The sequence below is a fragment of the Streptomyces sp. NPDC040410 genome (assembly GCF_055595715.1).
The window spans coordinates 1-14,192 of sequence record NZ_JBVIVK010000013.1 but is presented as its reverse complement, the minus strand read 5'-3'; the positions used below and the strand labels follow the sequence as shown (position 1 = coordinate 14,192).

The 14,192-nt window shown below is 71.7% G+C and carries 15 protein-coding genes and 1 pseudogene; 8 read left to right on the top strand and 8 right to left on the bottom strand.

The genetic code is table 11. The annotated features are described in order from the left end of the window. Window positions 1-90 precede the first annotated feature (90 nt). The gene (locus tag ACZ562_RS24635; RefSeq protein ID WP_471182921.1) at window positions 91-1,059 is read right to left on the bottom strand and encodes a diacylglycerol/lipid kinase family protein; all 969 of its coding nucleotides are present in this window, start codon (window positions 1,057-1,059) and stop codon (window positions 91-93) included. A gap of 115 nt (window positions 1,060-1,174) precedes the next feature. Between ACZ562_RS24635 and ACZ562_RS24630 the strand changes: the two genes are divergently transcribed. Beyond that, complete coding sequence (locus tag ACZ562_RS24630; protein ID WP_471182919.1) at window positions 1,175-1,639, top strand: hypothetical protein; 465 nt, start codon at window positions 1,175-1,177, stop codon at window positions 1,637-1,639. A gap of 99 nt (window positions 1,640-1,738) precedes the next feature. On the opposite strand, the gene ACZ562_RS24625 is transcribed toward ACZ562_RS24630, so the two are convergent. From ACZ562_RS24625 to ACZ562_RS24615, 3 genes are all read right to left on the bottom strand, one after another. Then, the gene (locus ACZ562_RS24625) at window positions 1,739-2,842 is read right to left on the bottom strand and encodes an RNA polymerase sigma factor SigF (protein WP_471182916.1); all 1,104 of its coding nucleotides are present in this window, start codon (window positions 2,840-2,842) and stop codon (window positions 1,739-1,741) included. A 17-nt stretch (window positions 2,843-2,859) separates the two neighbouring features. Further along, window positions 2,860-3,273, bottom strand: coding sequence for an ATP-binding protein (locus tag ACZ562_RS24620; RefSeq protein ID WP_004925829.1), 414 nt, complete (start codon window positions 3,271-3,273; stop codon window positions 2,860-2,862). A 269-nt stretch (window positions 3,274-3,542) separates the two neighbouring features. Then, a complete protein-coding gene (locus tag ACZ562_RS24615; protein WP_471182914.1) occupies window positions 3,543-3,803 on the bottom strand; it encodes a UBP-type zinc finger domain-containing protein in 261 nt (86 codons plus the stop codon). Window positions 3,804-3,866: 63 nt separating this feature from the next. On the opposite strand from ACZ562_RS24615, the gene ACZ562_RS24610 reads away from it, so the two are divergent. After that, complete coding sequence (locus tag ACZ562_RS24610; RefSeq protein ID WP_471182910.1) at window positions 3,867-5,462, top strand: Na+/H+ antiporter; 1,596 nt, start codon at window positions 3,867-3,869, stop codon at window positions 5,460-5,462. A gap of 30 nt (window positions 5,463-5,492) precedes the next feature. On the opposite strand, the gene ACZ562_RS24605 is transcribed toward ACZ562_RS24610, so the two are convergent. Both ACZ562_RS24605 and ACZ562_RS24600 read right to left on the bottom strand, forming a co-directional pair. After that, a complete protein-coding gene (locus ACZ562_RS24605) occupies window positions 5,493-6,392 on the bottom strand; it encodes a 1-aminocyclopropane-1-carboxylate deaminase/D-cysteine desulfhydrase (RefSeq protein ID WP_471182908.1) in 900 nt (299 codons plus the stop codon). Between the two features lie 202 nt (window positions 6,393-6,594). Then, complete coding sequence (locus ACZ562_RS24600) at window positions 6,595-7,185, bottom strand: N-acetylmuramoyl-L-alanine amidase (RefSeq protein WP_471182905.1); 591 nt, start codon at window positions 7,183-7,185, stop codon at window positions 6,595-6,597. Window positions 7,186-7,480: 295 nt separating this feature from the next. On the opposite strand from ACZ562_RS24600, the gene ACZ562_RS24595 reads away from it, so the two are divergent. The 6 genes and pseudogenes from ACZ562_RS24595 (at window position 7,481) to ACZ562_RS24570 (ending at window position 12,760) form a co-directional block, all read left to right on the top strand. Further along, complete coding sequence (locus tag ACZ562_RS24595; RefSeq protein WP_471182902.1) at window positions 7,481-8,887, top strand: family 2B encapsulin nanocompartment shell protein; 1,407 nt, start codon at window positions 7,481-7,483, stop codon at window positions 8,885-8,887. Between the two features lie 112 nt (window positions 8,888-8,999). After that, window positions 9,000-10,085 (top strand): family 2 encapsulin nanocompartment cargo protein polyprenyl transferase, encoded by a 1,086-nt coding sequence (locus ACZ562_RS24590; protein ID WP_471182900.1) that lies wholly within the window; start codon window positions 9,000-9,002, stop codon window positions 10,083-10,085. Window positions 10,086-10,267: 182 nt separating this feature from the next. Beyond that, window positions 10,268-10,454 (top strand): annotated as a pseudogene (locus ACZ562_RS24585) (dihydrofolate reductase family protein); the annotation flags it as partial. 312 nt (window positions 10,455-10,766) lie between these two features. Further along, complete coding sequence (locus ACZ562_RS24580; RefSeq protein ID WP_471182897.1) at window positions 10,767-11,180, top strand: YciI family protein; 414 nt, start codon at window positions 10,767-10,769, stop codon at window positions 11,178-11,180. Between the two features lie 7 nt (window positions 11,181-11,187). After that, window positions 11,188-12,417: an RNA polymerase sigma factor gene (locus tag ACZ562_RS24575; protein WP_471182895.1), complete on the top strand. Its 1,230-nt coding sequence runs from the start codon at window positions 11,188-11,190 to the stop codon at window positions 12,415-12,417. A gap of 10 nt (window positions 12,418-12,427) precedes the next feature. After that, window positions 12,428-12,760 (top strand): DUF952 domain-containing protein, encoded by a 333-nt coding sequence (locus ACZ562_RS24570; RefSeq protein WP_471182893.1) that lies wholly within the window; start codon window positions 12,428-12,430, stop codon window positions 12,758-12,760. A 91-nt stretch (window positions 12,761-12,851) separates the two neighbouring features. Here ACZ562_RS24570 and ACZ562_RS24565 read toward each other — a convergent pair whose 3' ends face one another. Next, window positions 12,852-13,589 (bottom strand): VOC family protein, encoded by a 738-nt coding sequence (locus tag ACZ562_RS24565; RefSeq protein ID WP_471182890.1) that lies wholly within the window; start codon window positions 13,587-13,589, stop codon window positions 12,852-12,854. A 43-nt stretch (window positions 13,590-13,632) separates the two neighbouring features. Beyond that, a complete protein-coding gene (locus ACZ562_RS24560; RefSeq protein WP_471182887.1) occupies window positions 13,633-14,049 on the bottom strand; it encodes a VOC family protein in 417 nt (138 codons plus the stop codon). Between the last annotated feature and the right edge of the window lie 143 nt (window positions 14,050-14,192).

The following is a 14,192-nucleotide window of genomic DNA, read 5'->3' as shown; positions in this document are numbered from 1 at the left end:
ATTCCTCGGTGTCGACTAGGTCACAGCCGTACTTCCATGGGGTGGATCGTGGCCTAAACGTTCGAGTGAAAGGACTTTAGCGTCTTCTGCTCACACAATCACACGCAGTGCATGGCGTACGCCTGTGAACGTCACGGTCGTACGCAGCCCCAGGTGGTCGCCGTCCATCTGGAGGGGCAGCGGCACCTTCGAATGCAAGGTGAACCGGTCGAGGTCGTGCAGCGAAAAAGCGTGCTTGCCGTGGGGTCCGCGCTCGGGGGACGAAGTAAGCAACTGGGTGCCATACCGGGCAACCGCGGCAGTGGACAGACGGCTGAGACCGAGTACGTCGAGCCCTTTATCGAACGAGGCCTTAGGCGACGTGTACATCGGACGATTGCCGAGATACGTCCAGGGCGAGGTGTTCGAGACTATGGCCACCACCAGATCGGTGATGGGGTCCTCGCCCTGCCGCTCTATGGAGACCGTCCCGCGCCGGCGGTTCGACTCCCCGAGGAACTGACGGACGACCTGGCGCACGTACAGGGCGTGCGTCGACTTCTTGCCCCGCTCGCGCTGCTGTTCGACCCGGCCGACCACGCCCCCGTCGAAGCCGAGGCCAGCGTTGAAGGTGAACCAGCGGGACGGGACGGCCTCGTCCTCGGTGCCGGGAGTGCCGGCGGCCAGCCCGAGGCCGACCGTGCGCTCCCTGCCCTCGCGCAGCGCGTCCAGCAGCGCGCCGGTGGCCTCCACGGCGTCGTTCGGCAGGCCGAGGGCGCGGGCGAAGACGTTGGTGGAGCCGCCGGGGACCACGGCGAGGCCGGGGAGGCGCTGCGGGTCGGGGCCGGAGTGCAGGAGGCCGTTGACTACCTCGTTGACCGTGCCGTCGCCGCCGAGGGCCACGACCAGGTCGACGTTGCCGCTCTCCGCCGCCTGCCGGCCCAGGTCGCGCGCGTGGCCGCGGTACTCGGTGGTGACCGCCTCGAGCTTCATCTCGCTCGCCAGCGCGTGGATCAGGACATCGCGCGTACGTGCGCTCGTAGTGGTTGCCGCCGGATTGACCACGAGAAGTGCACGCATGGATTGCAGAGTACCTACTCGGCGGTACCGATCCCAGGCCGAGGTAGGGATCAAGCAAGAGATCGCGCGTGAACCTCGCCACGGGCGCCCCTGACGTGCGGGCTACCCTGCAGGTGTGACGTCTCAGCAGAACCCCGCCCCGCAAGCCGCCGAAGCCGCCCAGCAGGCGGGAGCCCGCCCCGTCCGGCTGACCGCCGCGGCGGCGCTGGCCGCGCTGGAGGGGCTGGCCCTGGTCGCCGGCGGCGCATGGATGCTCGTGGAGGGCCTGAGCGGCGCCCCGGACGACCGGCGGTCCGCCGTCACCGGCGGCATCACGCTGATCGTCCTCGCGCTGCTGCCACTGCTGGCCGCCCGCGGGCTGCTGGGCCGGCGCGGCTGGAGCCGCGGACCTGCCGTCGTCACGCAGATCATGGCACTGCCGGTCGCCTACAACCTGCTGCAGGCGGACAGCGTGGCGATCCCGGCGGGGATCGCGCTCGCGGTCGTCGCGGTCACCGCGCTGGTGCTGCTGGTGCATCCGGCGACGACCCAGGCCCTCGGGATCAAGGGTCCGGGCCGTGCCCAGGACGGGAAGCAGTAGGAAGCAGGAGACGTGAAGCAGTGGACGGGCAGCGGTGGTCGTATCGCCGGAGGCGGGAGTCGTGACCGGCCACCGGGGCAGGAGCCGTGACCGGCCGGCCTACTCCTCTACCAGCAGCTTCTCCCGCAGCTGCGCCAGTGTCCGGGCCAGCAGGCGGGACACGTGCATCTGCGAGATCCCGACCTCCTGCGCGATCTGCGACTGGGTCATGTTGCCGAAGAAGCGCAGCAGCAGGATCCGTTTCTCGCGCGGCGGGAGGTCTTCGAGCAGCGGCTTGAGCGACTCGCGGTACTCGACGCCCTCCAGCGCCTCGTCCTCGGCGCCCAGGGTGTCCGCGACCGCGGGGGACTCGTCGTCCGTGTCGGGGACGTCCAGGGACAGCGTGGAGTACGCGTTGGCGGACTCCAGGCCCTCCAGGACCTCCTCCTCCGAGATGGCCAGCTTCTCGGCCAGCTCGTGCACGGTGGGGGAGCGGCCGTGCTGCTGCGAGAGCTCGGCCGTGGCCGTGGTGAGCGCGAGGCGCAGCTCCTGCAGCCGGCGCGGGACGCGCACCGCCCAGCCCTTGTCGCGGAAGTGCCGCTTGATCTCGCCGACCACCGTCGGGGTCGCGTAGGTCGAGAACTCGACGCCGCGCTCCGGGTCGAAGCGGTCGACCGACTTGATCAGGCCGATGGTGGCGACCTGGGTGAGGTCGTCCAGCGGCTCGCCGCGGTTGCGGAAGCGGCGCGCGAGGTGCTCGACGAGCGGCAGGTGCATGCGGACCAGCTGGTTGCGCAGCTCCGCGTACTCGGCGCTGCCCTCCTTCAGCTGGCGCAGCTCGACGAACAGGACGCGCGCGCCGCTGCGGTCCTGGGGGTCGTGCCGCGTGGCCTGCACGCTCTGCGCACCCTTCGCCTCGTCATCGGAGTCTCGCTCGTGCTCGCTCATCGTCCCGCCCGTTGCCCTTCCCCGAGCCCTCGCCTCTGCTCGGACAGGGGTGCCCCCGATCCGCCCGTCCAGAGGCGCGCTCTGCACGGCACCTTCCCGATCACGCCGCCCGTCGTCCAGGAAGCCGGCCGCCGCCGTGTCGCCGGCGTCGTCCTCCGGGTGCGGCCGGGCCTGCTCGGGGATGCCGTCGATGCCGCCCGACGTGCGTCGGGATCCGTCCGAAGAGGCCATGCCCTCGGCCGGCAGCTCCCGTGTGCCGCGCTCTTCGTCCCGCACCGGCCCGTCCCCGTTCCTCACGCCGGCCCGGGTCCCGCGCCGCGCTGTTTGTAGAGGCTGATCGAAACGGTTTTGTCCTCGTCCACGGCGGAGGAGACCTTGCCCGCCAGGGCGGACAGGACGGTCCAGGCGAAGGTGTCCCGCGAAGGGGCGTGGCCGTCCGTGGTCGGGGCCGAGACGGTGACCTCGAGCGAGTCGTCGACGAGCCGGAAGACACAGCTGAGCACCGAGCCGGGCACGGCCTGCTGAAGCAGGATCGCGCAGGCCTCGTCGACCGCGATGCGAAGGTCCTCGATCTCGTCGAGGGTGAAGTCCAAACGGGCTGCGAGGCCGGCCGTGGCCGTCCGCAGCACCGACAGGTAGGCACCCGCAGCCGGCAGCCGGACTTCCACGAAGTCCTGGGTCGCGGGCTCGCCTGCGATCTGGGACACCCTCACCTCCAAGGTGGTACAAGCATTTCAGGGCCGAGGGTCGCCCCCCGGGGTAACGCGACAGGTGGTTCAGCGGTGACGCTATCGCGCTCTCGACTTTCCTGTCCCGGGGACCCTAACCCCCTGCTGTCACTCATAGTAAACCTTTGAATACGCTCCGTGGCTAGGGGTCTGCGGGCCCAAATGGGAAGAGCGCGCGCCGGGTTGACGTACCCAGGCGTCAGACGGTCGAACCGTCCGAAACCCGAGTCGTCCCCGGTCTTCCAGGGTCACACAAGTACATGGTCCACAAAGCACCAGCGCCAGTTCTCGCCAGGTTCGAAGGTCCGCATCACGGGGTGGCCGGAGCCCTTGTGGTGCCCCGTCGCATGCCGCCCCGGTGAGGAGTCGCAGCAGCCGACATGACCGCAGGTGAGGCACAGCCGAAGCTGTACCGGGTGCGTGCCGTCCCGCAGGCACTCCGGGCAGGTCTCGCTCAGCGGCTCGGGATCCGGGTGCGGCAGCGCGTCGGCATGCGTGCACTGTTTCATGATTGCCAGATTACGACGGGTGTGCGGATGGCCGCGCGGAAAATACGAGGGCGGGCGAGGACGATGGACGTGATGCCACTGCTGTTGCTGGTGGCGGGCAGCGCGGCGATCGCCGCGGCCGCCCGGCGGACGCCGGTGCCGGCGCCGCTGCTGCTGGTGGCGGCCGGGCTGGTGGTCTCGTACGTCCCCGGGGTCCCCGACTACACCCTCGACCCCGACGTCGTCCTCCCACTCCTCCTGCCCCCGCTGCTGTACACCTCGGCCACCGACAGCTCGTACCTCGACCTGCGCGCGCAGCTGCGGCCCGTGGCGCTGCTGTCGGTGGGGTACGTGCTCTTCGCGACCTTCGTCGTCGGCTGGGCCGCCTACCGGATCGTCCCGGGGCTGCCGCTGACCGCGGCGCTGGTGCTGGGTGCGGTGGTGGCGCCGCCGGACGCCGTCGCGGCCACCGCGGTGGCGCGCCGGGTCGGGCTGCCCTCCCGGATCACCACGATCCTGCAGGGCGAGTCCCTGGTGAACGACGCCACCGCGATCACCGCCTACCGCGTGGCACTCGCCGCGGCGGTGGGCGAGGGCGCCACCTGGGCGGGCGGCATCCGCGAGTTCCTGCTCGCGGCGGTCGGCGGCATCGGCTTCGGGCTGGTGCTGATGGTGCCGATCCACTGGCTGCGCACCCACCTGAAGGAGGCGCTGCTCCAGAACACGCTCTCCCTGCTGATCCCGTTCGTCGCGTACGCGGCCGCCGAGCAGGTGCACGCCTCCGGGGTCCTGGCGGTCGTCGTCGTGGCGCTCTACCTGGGACACCGCGCGTGGGAGGTCGATTTCGCGACCCGCCTCCAGGAGGAGGCCGTGTGGAAGATGGTCGCGTTCGTCCTGGAGTCGGCCGTGTTCGCCCTGATCGGGCTGCAGCTGCCCGTGGTCCTCAGGGGCCTCGGGGAGTACGAGGGCGGCACCGCCGCCTGGTACGCGGTCGCCCTCTTCCTGGTCGTCGTCGTGTCGCGGTTCGTGTGGGTCTATCCGGCGACCTTCGTGCCCCGGATACTGTCCCGCCGGATCCGGGAACGCGAGGCTGACCCCACCTGGAAGGGGCCGTTCATCATCGCCTGGGCCGGCATGCGCGGTGTGGTCTCGCTGGCCATCGCCTTCTCGATTCCGCTCACGATGCACGGCGGCGAGCCGTTCCCCGAGCGCAACCTCGTCCTCTTCCTCACCTTCACGACGGTGATCGGGACGCTCGTCGTGCAGGGCGTGACGCTGCCCCCGCTGATCCGTCTCCTGAAGCTGCCCGGCCGCGACCCGCAGGCCGAGACGCTCGCGGAGGCGAACGCCCAGGCGCAGGCCTCCCGGGCCGCCGATCAGCGCCTGGACGAACTCCTCTCCGACGAGCGCAACGCCCTCCCGCCACCCCTCGCCGACCGCCTGCGTGCGGTCCTGGAGCGCCGCCGCAACGCGGTCTGGGAACGCCTCGGCCAGGTCAACCCCCTCACCGGCGAAACCGTCGACGACACCTACCGCCGCCTGTCCCGGGAGATGATCGGCGCCGAGCGCAGGGTGTTCGTGAAACTGCGGGACGCCCGCTACATCGACGACGAGATGCTGCGGACGCTGCTGCGCAGGCTGGATCTGGAGGAGGCGGCGGCGTACCGGGAGGCGGCGTAGCGGCGCTCGTCGCACGCGCGGACTCACGTTTCACGGGAAGGGGCGGCCGGTGACGACGGCCGCCAGTGCCGTCCCGCGCGGGAAGGAACGCTGTTCCGCCAGGGCGACGAGTCCGTACAGCAATTTGGCGACATAAAGACGTTCGACGGGCAGGCCGTGGCGGTCCTCGAAGTCCGCGGCGAAGGCGTCGAGTTCCACGGTGGTGCGGGCGTAGCCGCCGAAGTGGAAGCGGTCGTCGAGGTGCCAGGCGCCGCGGCGGCAACCGAACGCCTCGTCCTGCAGAGCCTGTATTCCGGCGGTCAGGAAGCCGCCCTTGAGGACGGGTATGCCGAGAGCCCGCTGGCCGGGGGCGAGTCCGGCGGCCAGTCCCGCGAGCGTGCCGCCGGTGCCGCAGGCGACCGCGACGACGTCGGCCCGCCCGCGCAGCTCCTCGCCGAGCACGCGGCAGCCGCGCACGGCCGGGGCGTTGCTGCCGCCCTCCGGGACGACGTACGCGTCCTCGGCGCCCGCCGCGCGCAGGACGGCCGTGAGGGTCTCCGGCTCGGCCTTGCGGCGGTAGGTCGACCTGTCGACGAAGTGCAGCCGCATACCGTCGGCCGTGCACCGGGCCAGGGACGGGTTGAGGGGGAGGCCGGCGAGCTCCTGGCCGCGGACCACGCCGACCGTGGGCAGGCCCAGGAGGCGGCCGGCCGCGGCGGTGGCGCGCAGGTGGTTGGAGTACGCGCCGCCGAACGTGACGATGGGACGGCCCGCCGCGGCCTCGAGGTTCGGCGCGAGCTTGCGCCACTTGTTGCCGATCAGCTCCGGATGGACGAGGTCGTCGCGCTTGAGGAGCAGCCGGACGCCGTAACGGGTGAACCGGGGGTCCGGCAGTTCCTGCACGGGCGAGGGGAGGCGGGGGCTCGGGAGGGCGGGGCCGGGGCTGGTCACGGCACCATTGTCACCCTGCGCCCACGGGGCCGGCGGGCTAGTGCCGCGGCAGGCAACGTTCGCCCCGTCGCGACGCCCGGCACGCCGTCTCGCCGCACCGACCGAAAGCCCACGTACGTCCAGTACGAGGACTTCCGGCCGGCACGCCGAGAGCACGCACCGAACGCCGCTCCTTGCCGGGCAAACGTTGCCTGCCGCGGCACTAGTTCAGTCGGTCCCGGATCCGCTCCCGCAGCCACGCCATCGTGAATCCCCGTGGGTCCACCTTGCCCGGCTGCCACTCCAGGTGCCCGATCACCGACCGTTCCGACCAGCCGTGATGCCGGCAGACCGCCGCGGCCGCCTTCTCGATCGCCGCCAGCTGGGCCCGGGGCCAGGGGTCCTCGCCGTCCCCGAGGTTCTCGCACTCGAAGCCGTAGAAGTGACGGTTGCCGTCGGTGTTCGCCTCGTTGTCGTGCGGCAGCGACTTCTCCGCGATCACCGCGCGCAGCACGTCGTCGTCGCCGAGACCCGCGTGGTTGGCCCGGCCGTAGCCGACGAGATGGACGGTGCCGTCCTTGGTGACGACGCCGTGGCACAGCGGACCCGGCAGATCCGGGCGGCCGTCCCGGCACAGCTTCACGGTGCGCTCGACGCCGTGGGTCACCGTGTGGTGGATCATCACGCCGTGTACGGGGCCCCACGGGCCCACGTGATCGCGGTTGTGGTGCTCCCAGTCACCGACCTCGACGACGGTGACGCCTTCCGCCCTGAGCATGGCCAGGAATCTGCCCGCGGACATGGGTGGGGCCATGGCCGCCTCCTTCGTGTCCCGCATGCCGGCCGCCGTGCGAGGCCGCCCCGTACCGCTGCCTCTACCGGTGCTTGTACCGAAACCGGACGGCCCGGACCAGCTCGTCGGCACGGCCTGCGAGCCGATTCGGACAGGCGGCCCGCCTGGACAAAAAGCGCATCCGTGCCCAACCGGCGATGATCCATTCCCGCTCTTTCGTGTAATGGCATAGACACACTGCGTGATGGAAGGCTTGCTCGTGCAGATCGATGCCCCCGCGCAGACCGGTGCCGGGGCATGACCGGGAGGGCGATTCATGTCGGTAGGCGAAGAGGTCCGCACCGAGCAGGACAGGCCGCAGCAGAGCCTTGGCACGGCGGCCGCGCGGAACCTGGCCACGACCACCAAGTCCGCGCCCCAGATGCAGGAGATCAGCTCCCGCTGGCTGCTCCGCATGCTGCCATGGGTGAACGTGCAGGGCGGCACGTACCGGGTGAACCGGAGGCTGACCTACGCCGTCGGCGACGGCCGGGTGACGTTCGTCAAGACCGGCGACCGCGTGGAGGTGATCCCCGCCGAGCTGGGCGAACTGCCCGCGCTGCGGTCGTACGACGACGAGGACGTCCTCGCCGAGCTCGCCAGGCAGTGCCGGCGCAGGGATTTCTCCCCGGGGAACGTGATCGCCTCGTTCGGCAGCCAGGCCGACGAGGTGTTCCTGCTGGCGCACGGCAGGGTGGAGAAGATCGGCACCGGCCCGTACGGCGACGACGCGGTCCTCGGAGTCCTCGCCGACGGCGCGTACTTCGGCGACCAGGCGCTGCTGGACCCGGACGCCATCTGGGAGTACACGGCCCGAGCCGTCACCGCATGCACGGTGCTCGTCCTGCCCCGCGAGGACGTCGAGCGGATCGCGCAGCGCGCCGACTCCCTGCGCGAACACCTCCAGCGGCTGCGCTCCGTCCCCGAGCAGCGCACCAACAGGTTCGGTGAGAAGGAGATCGACCTCGCGGCCGGCCACTCCGGCGAGCCGGACATCCCGCACACCTTCGTCGACTACGAGGCCAGTCCCCGTGAGTACGAGCTGAGCGTCGCCCAGACCGTGCTGCGCATCCACTCGCGCGTCGCCGACCTCTACAACCAGCCGATGAACCAGACGGAGCAGCAGCTCCGGCTGACCGTGGAGGCGTTGAAGGAGCGCCAGGAACACGAACTCGTCAACAACCCGGAGTTCGGCCTGCTGAACAACTGCGAGTACGACCAGCGGCTGCAGCCGCACGACGGCGTGCCAGGCCCCGACGACCTGGACGAGCTGCTCAGCAGGCGGCGCGGCACCAAGCTGCTGCTCGCTCACCCGCGCGCGATCTCCGCGATCGGCCGAGAGCTCAACAAGCGCGGGCTCGTCCCTGAAACCGTAGACGTCGCCGGCAACCGCATCCCCACCTGGCGCGGCGTACCGATCTACCCGTGCAACAAGATCCCGGTCACCGAGGCCCGTACGACCTCGATCATCGCCATGCGTACCGGCGAGGCCGAACAGGGCGTCATCGGACTGCAGCAGGCGGGCATCCCGGACGAGATCGAGCCGAGCCTGTCCGTGCGCTTCATGGGCATCAACGAACAGGCGATCATCAAGTACCTGGTGACGGCCTACTACTCGGCCGCTGTTCTCGTGCCGGACGCGCTCGGTGTCCTGGAGAACGTCGAGATCGGCCGCTGGGGGTGACGTTTTTGCACCTGACTGTCGTGTCCCGGTCCGCCGGGGCGGGTATGCCCTGGTCGTACGCGCCCACCCGCAGCGGAAGCGCCACCGTCCGCGGACCCTCCGAGGGGGACCCATGGCCGAGTTCATGACGCAGGCGCAGCGGCGGCCCACCGAAGCCGGCCCGCTCGACGGGCACGAGGCGGCGGCGATCCTGGAGAGCGCCCGGGCGTCCGTCGACCCCGAGCTGCGCGCCGCCGTCGAGTCTCTGCCCGGCGCCATACGGCGCGTCGCGCTCTACCACTTCGGCTGGGAGCACGCGGACGGCACCCCGGCGGCGGGCAACGCGGGCAAGGCGATCCGTCCCGCTCTCGTCCTCACCGCGGCCGCCGCGCTCGGCGGACCGCAGGCGCGGGCGACGTCCCTGCGGGCGGCCGCGGCGGTGGAGCTGGTCCACAACTTCACCCTGCTGCACGACGACGTGATGGACCGGGACACCACCCGCCGCCACCGGCCCACCGCGTGGACCGTGTTCGGCGACGCCGACGCGATCCTCGCCGGGGACGCCCTCCAGGCGCTCGCCCTCGGACTGCTCGCCGAGGACCCCCACCCGGCATCCGCGGCGGCGGCCGTCCGGCTCGCGACGTGCGTCATGGAACTGTGCGCGGGCCAGCACACGGACACCGCCATGGAGCGGCGAGCCCCCCGCGACGTCACCCTCGACGAGGTGCTCGCCATGGCCGAGGCCAAGACGGGCGCGCTGCTCGGGTGCGCCTGCGCCCTGGGCGCGCTGTACGCGGGCGGCGGGGAGGAGGACGTCGAGGCCATGGACGCGTTCGGCCGTCAGGCCGGACTCGCCTTCCAGCTCATCGACGACGTGATCGGCATATGGGGCGACCCGGTCCGCACCGGCAAGCCGGCCGGCGCGGATCTCGCCGCCCGCAAGAAGTCGCTGCCGGTGGTGGCCGCGCTCGTCTCCGGCACACCGGCGGCCGCCGAACTGGCCGAGCTGTACGAAACGCCTCACCGGGAAGGAGACGCAGAGGGCATCGCACGGACGGCGCTGGCCGTGGAGCGGGCGGGCGGCCGCGACTGGGCGCAGGTCCAGGCAGCCGACCGGATGGCCCGCGCCATGCAGGAACTGGCCCGCGCGGTACCCGACCCGGAGGCGGCGGGCGGCCTTTTGGCGCTGGCGGAGTTCGTGACGCGGCGGAGCAGCTGAGAGGAGGCAGCCGGGGCTGCCTCTCTCGGACCCCGTAGCCCCCGCGGGCCGTGCGGACCTGACCCCGCATCGCACCGAAGGCTCCGGCCGAACAGGTCCCGCACATCCCCACGGTGTGCGGGGCCTGTTCCTTCGTACTCAGCAGCTGGTGCCGCGGCACCAGGGTCAACGCCCGTACGATCGGCGGCTCGCGCCTCGCGGGTGAACCGCTCGACGAGATCGACGAACTCCTCATCTCGACCTACCCGATCGTGCCGGGCACCGGCATGCCGATGGCCGGGCTCGGGCTTCGCGGTGACCGAGTTCGCGCTCGAATCGGTGCGCACCTTCACCAGCGGCATGCTCACGCGAACGGACAGCAGGAAGCGCCGACGCCCGGTCCGCCCTACTCTGAAGGCATGGACCGCGAAGGACACGCCTGTCCCGTCTGCGGACAGCCCGTCGATACGGTCGTCCGGCGTCACAAGACCCTGGGCGCGTGGGTTCCGGTATGGGTCGCAGGCCCGTGCCGCAATCCCAAGTGCGACGCATACGCCGTAGAGGGGGGCGTGGAGTCCGGCGAGGAACCCGGAGAATCCACCGCGAAGAAATCCTGACGCGTGTCGAGAATCCCGGACCGGCTCCGACGTCCCCTGTGAGAGCCGCCCACCACGGGCGGCCGGATGCGGAAGGAGCGGACTCATGAAGTACCTGGTCATGGTGCAGGGCACCCAGGCGGACTACGAGGGGATGCGCGGCAAGGCGTCCGAGCACGCCCCGGCGTGGACCGAGGAGCAGTTGCAGGCCATGTACGCCTACATGGGCGCGATCAACGACGACCTGTCGGAGACCGGCGAGATGATCGACGGGCAGGGACTGGCCGAGCCCGCGCGGATCCGCCATGTGACCGTGGGCGAGGACGACAAGGCCGTGATCACCGACGGGCCGTACAGCGAGACCAAGGAGCTGATGGCCGGCTACTGGGTCCTGGAGTGCGAGAGCCTCGAACGGGTCACCGAGATCGCCGAGCGCGTCGCCCGGTGCCCCGGTCCGGAAGGGCTCACCGACTACCCGGTGGTGATCCGGCCGATCCTGGACGGCGCCGGGGACATCTGAGCGACGTATGGGTCACGGCCCGACCGACATCGAGGACCTGCTGCGCCGGCACGCGCCGCAGGTCCTCGGCGCGCTGGTCAGACGGTACGGGCACTTCGACGCCGCCGAGGACGCCGTACAGGAGGCACTTCTCGCGGCGGCCGGGCAGTGGCCGGCGGCCGGGGTGCCGGACAACCCGCGCGGATGGCTCATCAAGGTCGCCTCGCGGCGGCTGACGGACGCCCTGCGCGCGGATGAGGCGCGGCGGGCGCGCGAGGAGAGGGCCGCGGCGCTCACCCCGCGCGACGCCTTCACGGCCCCGCTGCCGGGAGCGGAGCGGGCTCCCCGCGAGGACGACACCCTCTCGCTCCTCTTCCTGTGCTGTCACCCTGACCTCACCCCGCCCGCGCAGATCGCGCTCACGCTGCGCGCGGTCGGCGGTCTGACGACCGCGGAGATCGCCCGCGCGTACCTCGTCCCCGAGCCGACGATGGCGCAGCGCATCAGCCGGGCCAAGCAGAAGGTGCGGGGCGTGCGCTTCGGACGGCCGGACAACTGGGAGGAACGCCTGCCCGCCGTCCTGCAGATCCTCTATCTGGTCTTCAACGAGGGCTATACGGCGACCTCGGGCCCCAGCCTCCAGCGCCGCGACCTCGCCCACGAGGCGATCCGGCTGACCCGCACGGTCCACCGGCTGCTCCCCGACGACTGCGAGGTGACCGGACTGCTGGCCCTGATGCTCCTCACCGACGCCCGCCGCGACGCGCGCACCGGCCCGCACGGCGAACTCGTCCCGCTCGACGAACAGGACCGCGACCGCTGGGACAAGGCGGCGATCGAGGAGGGCGTCGCGCTGGTCACCCGTGCGCTCGGCCGGGGCGCCGCGGGCCCCTACCAGATACGCGCGGCCATCGCGGCCGTGCACGACGAGGCCCCGTCCGCGGAGGCGACGGACTGGCCGGAGATCCTCGGCCTGTACGACGTGCTGGTACGTCTCGTCCCCGGCCCCGTGGAACGCCTGGGCCGCGGGGTCGCCGTCGCCATGGTCCACGGCCCGCGCGCCGGCCTCGCCGAACTGGCCGAACTGGAGGGCGAGCTGAGCACGGGGCACCGGCTGGACGCGGTCCGGGGCCATCTGCTGGAGCGGGCAGGCGCCCACGACGAGGCCCGCGCCGCCTACGAGTCCGCGGCAGGGAAGACCCTGAGCCTGCCGGAGCGGCGCTATCTGCAGGCGCGGGCCGCCCGCCTGAGGCCGTAGCGTGCTCCCCATGCCCGAACACACATACATCCTCCACATCACCGAACGCTCCCTGTGGGAAGAGGCCCGCGCCCAGGGCAGGTACGAGATGTCGACCCGCGGACGTACGCTCCGGGAGGAGGGCTTCATCCACTGCTCGACCCGCGACCAGCTCCCGCGGGTGGCCGCCTTCCTGTACGGCTCCTACGACGGCCCCGACGAACTGGTGGTCCTGGTCGTGGACCCCGCGCGGCTCGGCGTTCCGCTGAAGTACGAGGCCCCGGAGCCGGGCGGCGAGGAGTTCCCGCACGTGTACGGGCCCATCCCGGTGGAAGCGGTCGTGGACGTGGAGGCCTGGATGTGACGGAGCCTCGGGGACGGCGCCGCCGCCGGGTGTGGCGGTGGGCCCCTTCCCGTCGTCCGCCCGGAGGGCGGGGGCGGGCGGGAAGGTGACGTCAGGGCCTGGGCAGCCCGCCCGTCTCCGGGTCGCGTCCCGTCAGGCAGTACGTGCCGTCGGCCGGGTCGCGCATCACCGTCCAGTGGCGGCCGCGCGCGACGAGCCGGGCACCGAGCCGTTCGTGGCCGGCGCGGGTCGCCTCGATGTCCGCGCAGGCCAGGTCCAGATGGGCGGAGGCCGGCCGCTCCTCGCCCAGGCGCTGGAGCAGGATACGGATCGGGAGCCCGGGCGGCGGCTTGACCACGTGGAACTCGGGGAGCGAGCCCGCCAGCGACTCCCAGCCGGCCAGGAGGCCGCTCCAGAAGGCGACTTCGGCGTCGAAGGCGGACGGCGGGAGGTCCAGGCAGACCTGGTCGAGCCGGGTGCCGCGTACGACGGGCGGCCTGGCCGACTCGCCGTGCCAGGGCACGGCACAGAACAACTGCCCGGCGGGGGAGCGCAGTACGGCCCACCCGTCGTGTTCGGCGACGGCAGATGCCCCGTGCCGCAGTGCCGACTTCACGAATCCCGGTACGTCGTCGACGGCGAAGTCGAGATGCGCCCCGCCCTCCCCGTCGCCGACGCCCTGGATCTTCACGCAGGGGTCGGACGCGTCCGGCACGAGGGTCGCGAACTCGTCCTTCTCACCCCGGGGTCCGGACAGCCGTGTGTCCGTGACGGCCGTCCAGAACTCACCGGCGCGGTCGACGAGGGCTGCGGGCCGGTCGACGAAGGCGTACGTCCAGCGGATGCTCATGCTGTGATCGTAGGCGGGGCGGGTGCGCGGCCCGTCCCGGGGGTCAGTCGCCGTCCCGTTCCATGAACCGCAGCATGTTCCCCGCCGGATCCCGGAACGCGCAGTCCCGCACCCCGTACGGCTGGTCCATCGGCTCCTGGAGCACCTCGGCGCCGGACTGCTCGACCCGCTCGAACAGGGAGTCACAGTCGGCGGTGGTGAAATTGACCCCGCGCAGCACCCCCTTGGCCAGCAGCCGGGCCATCGTCTCCCGGTCGGCGGGCGAGAAGTCCGGGTTCGCCCCCGGCGGCTCCAGCACGATCTCCACGTCAGGCTGCAGCGGCGACCCGACGGTCACCCAGCGCATCCCCTCGAAACCGACGTCGTTGCGCACCTCGAACCCCAGGACGTCCCGGTAGAAGGCGATCGCCTTGTCATGGTCGTCGACCGCGATGAAACACTGCTTGAGTTTCAGGTCCATGTGTCCACGCTAGTGCCGCGTCAGCCAAGGTTCGCCCCGTCGCGGCGTCCGGCACGCCCTCTCGCCGCACCGGCCGAAAGCCCACGTACGTCCAGTACGAGGACTTCCGGCCGGCACGCCGAGAGCACGCACCGGACGCCGCT

Bases quoted from the DNA above. Each gene is read 5' to 3' on its own strand.
- ACZ562_RS24615 (WP_471182914.1), bottom strand. From the start codon at position 3,803: ATGAAACAGTGCACGCATGCCGACGCGCTGCCGCACCCGGATCCCGAG.
- ACZ562_RS24600 (WP_471182905.1), bottom strand. From the start codon at position 7,185: ATGGCCCCACCCATGTCCGCGGGCAGATTCCTGGCCATGCTCAGGGCG.
- ACZ562_RS24580 (WP_471182897.1), top strand. From the start codon at position 10,767: ATGAAGTACCTGGTCATGGTGCAGGGCACCCAGGCGGACTACGAGGGG.
- ACZ562_RS24560 (WP_471182887.1), bottom strand. From the start codon at position 14,049: ATGGACCTGAAACTCAAGCAGTGTTTCATCGCGGTCGACGACCATGAC.
- ACZ562_RS24610 (WP_471182910.1), top strand. From the start codon at position 3,867: ATGGACGTGATGCCACTGCTGTTGCTGGTGGCGGGCAGCGCGGCGATC.
- ACZ562_RS24565 (WP_471182890.1), bottom strand. From the start codon at position 13,589: ATGAGCATCCGCTGGACGTACGCCTTCGTCGACCGGCCCGCAGCCCTC.
- ACZ562_RS24595 (WP_471182902.1), top strand. From the start codon at position 7,481: ATGTCGGTAGGCGAAGAGGTCCGCACCGAGCAGGACAGGCCGCAGCAG.
- ACZ562_RS24590 (WP_471182900.1), top strand. From the start codon at position 9,000: ATGGCCGAGTTCATGACGCAGGCGCAGCGGCGGCCCACCGAAGCCGGC.
- ACZ562_RS24575 (WP_471182895.1), top strand. From the start codon at position 11,188: ATGGGTCACGGCCCGACCGACATCGAGGACCTGCTGCGCCGGCACGCG.
- ACZ562_RS24570 (WP_471182893.1), top strand. From the start codon at position 12,428: ATGCCCGAACACACATACATCCTCCACATCACCGAACGCTCCCTGTGG.
- ACZ562_RS24635 (WP_471182921.1), bottom strand. From the start codon at position 1,059: ATGCGTGCACTTCTCGTGGTCAATCCGGCGGCAACCACTACGAGCGCA.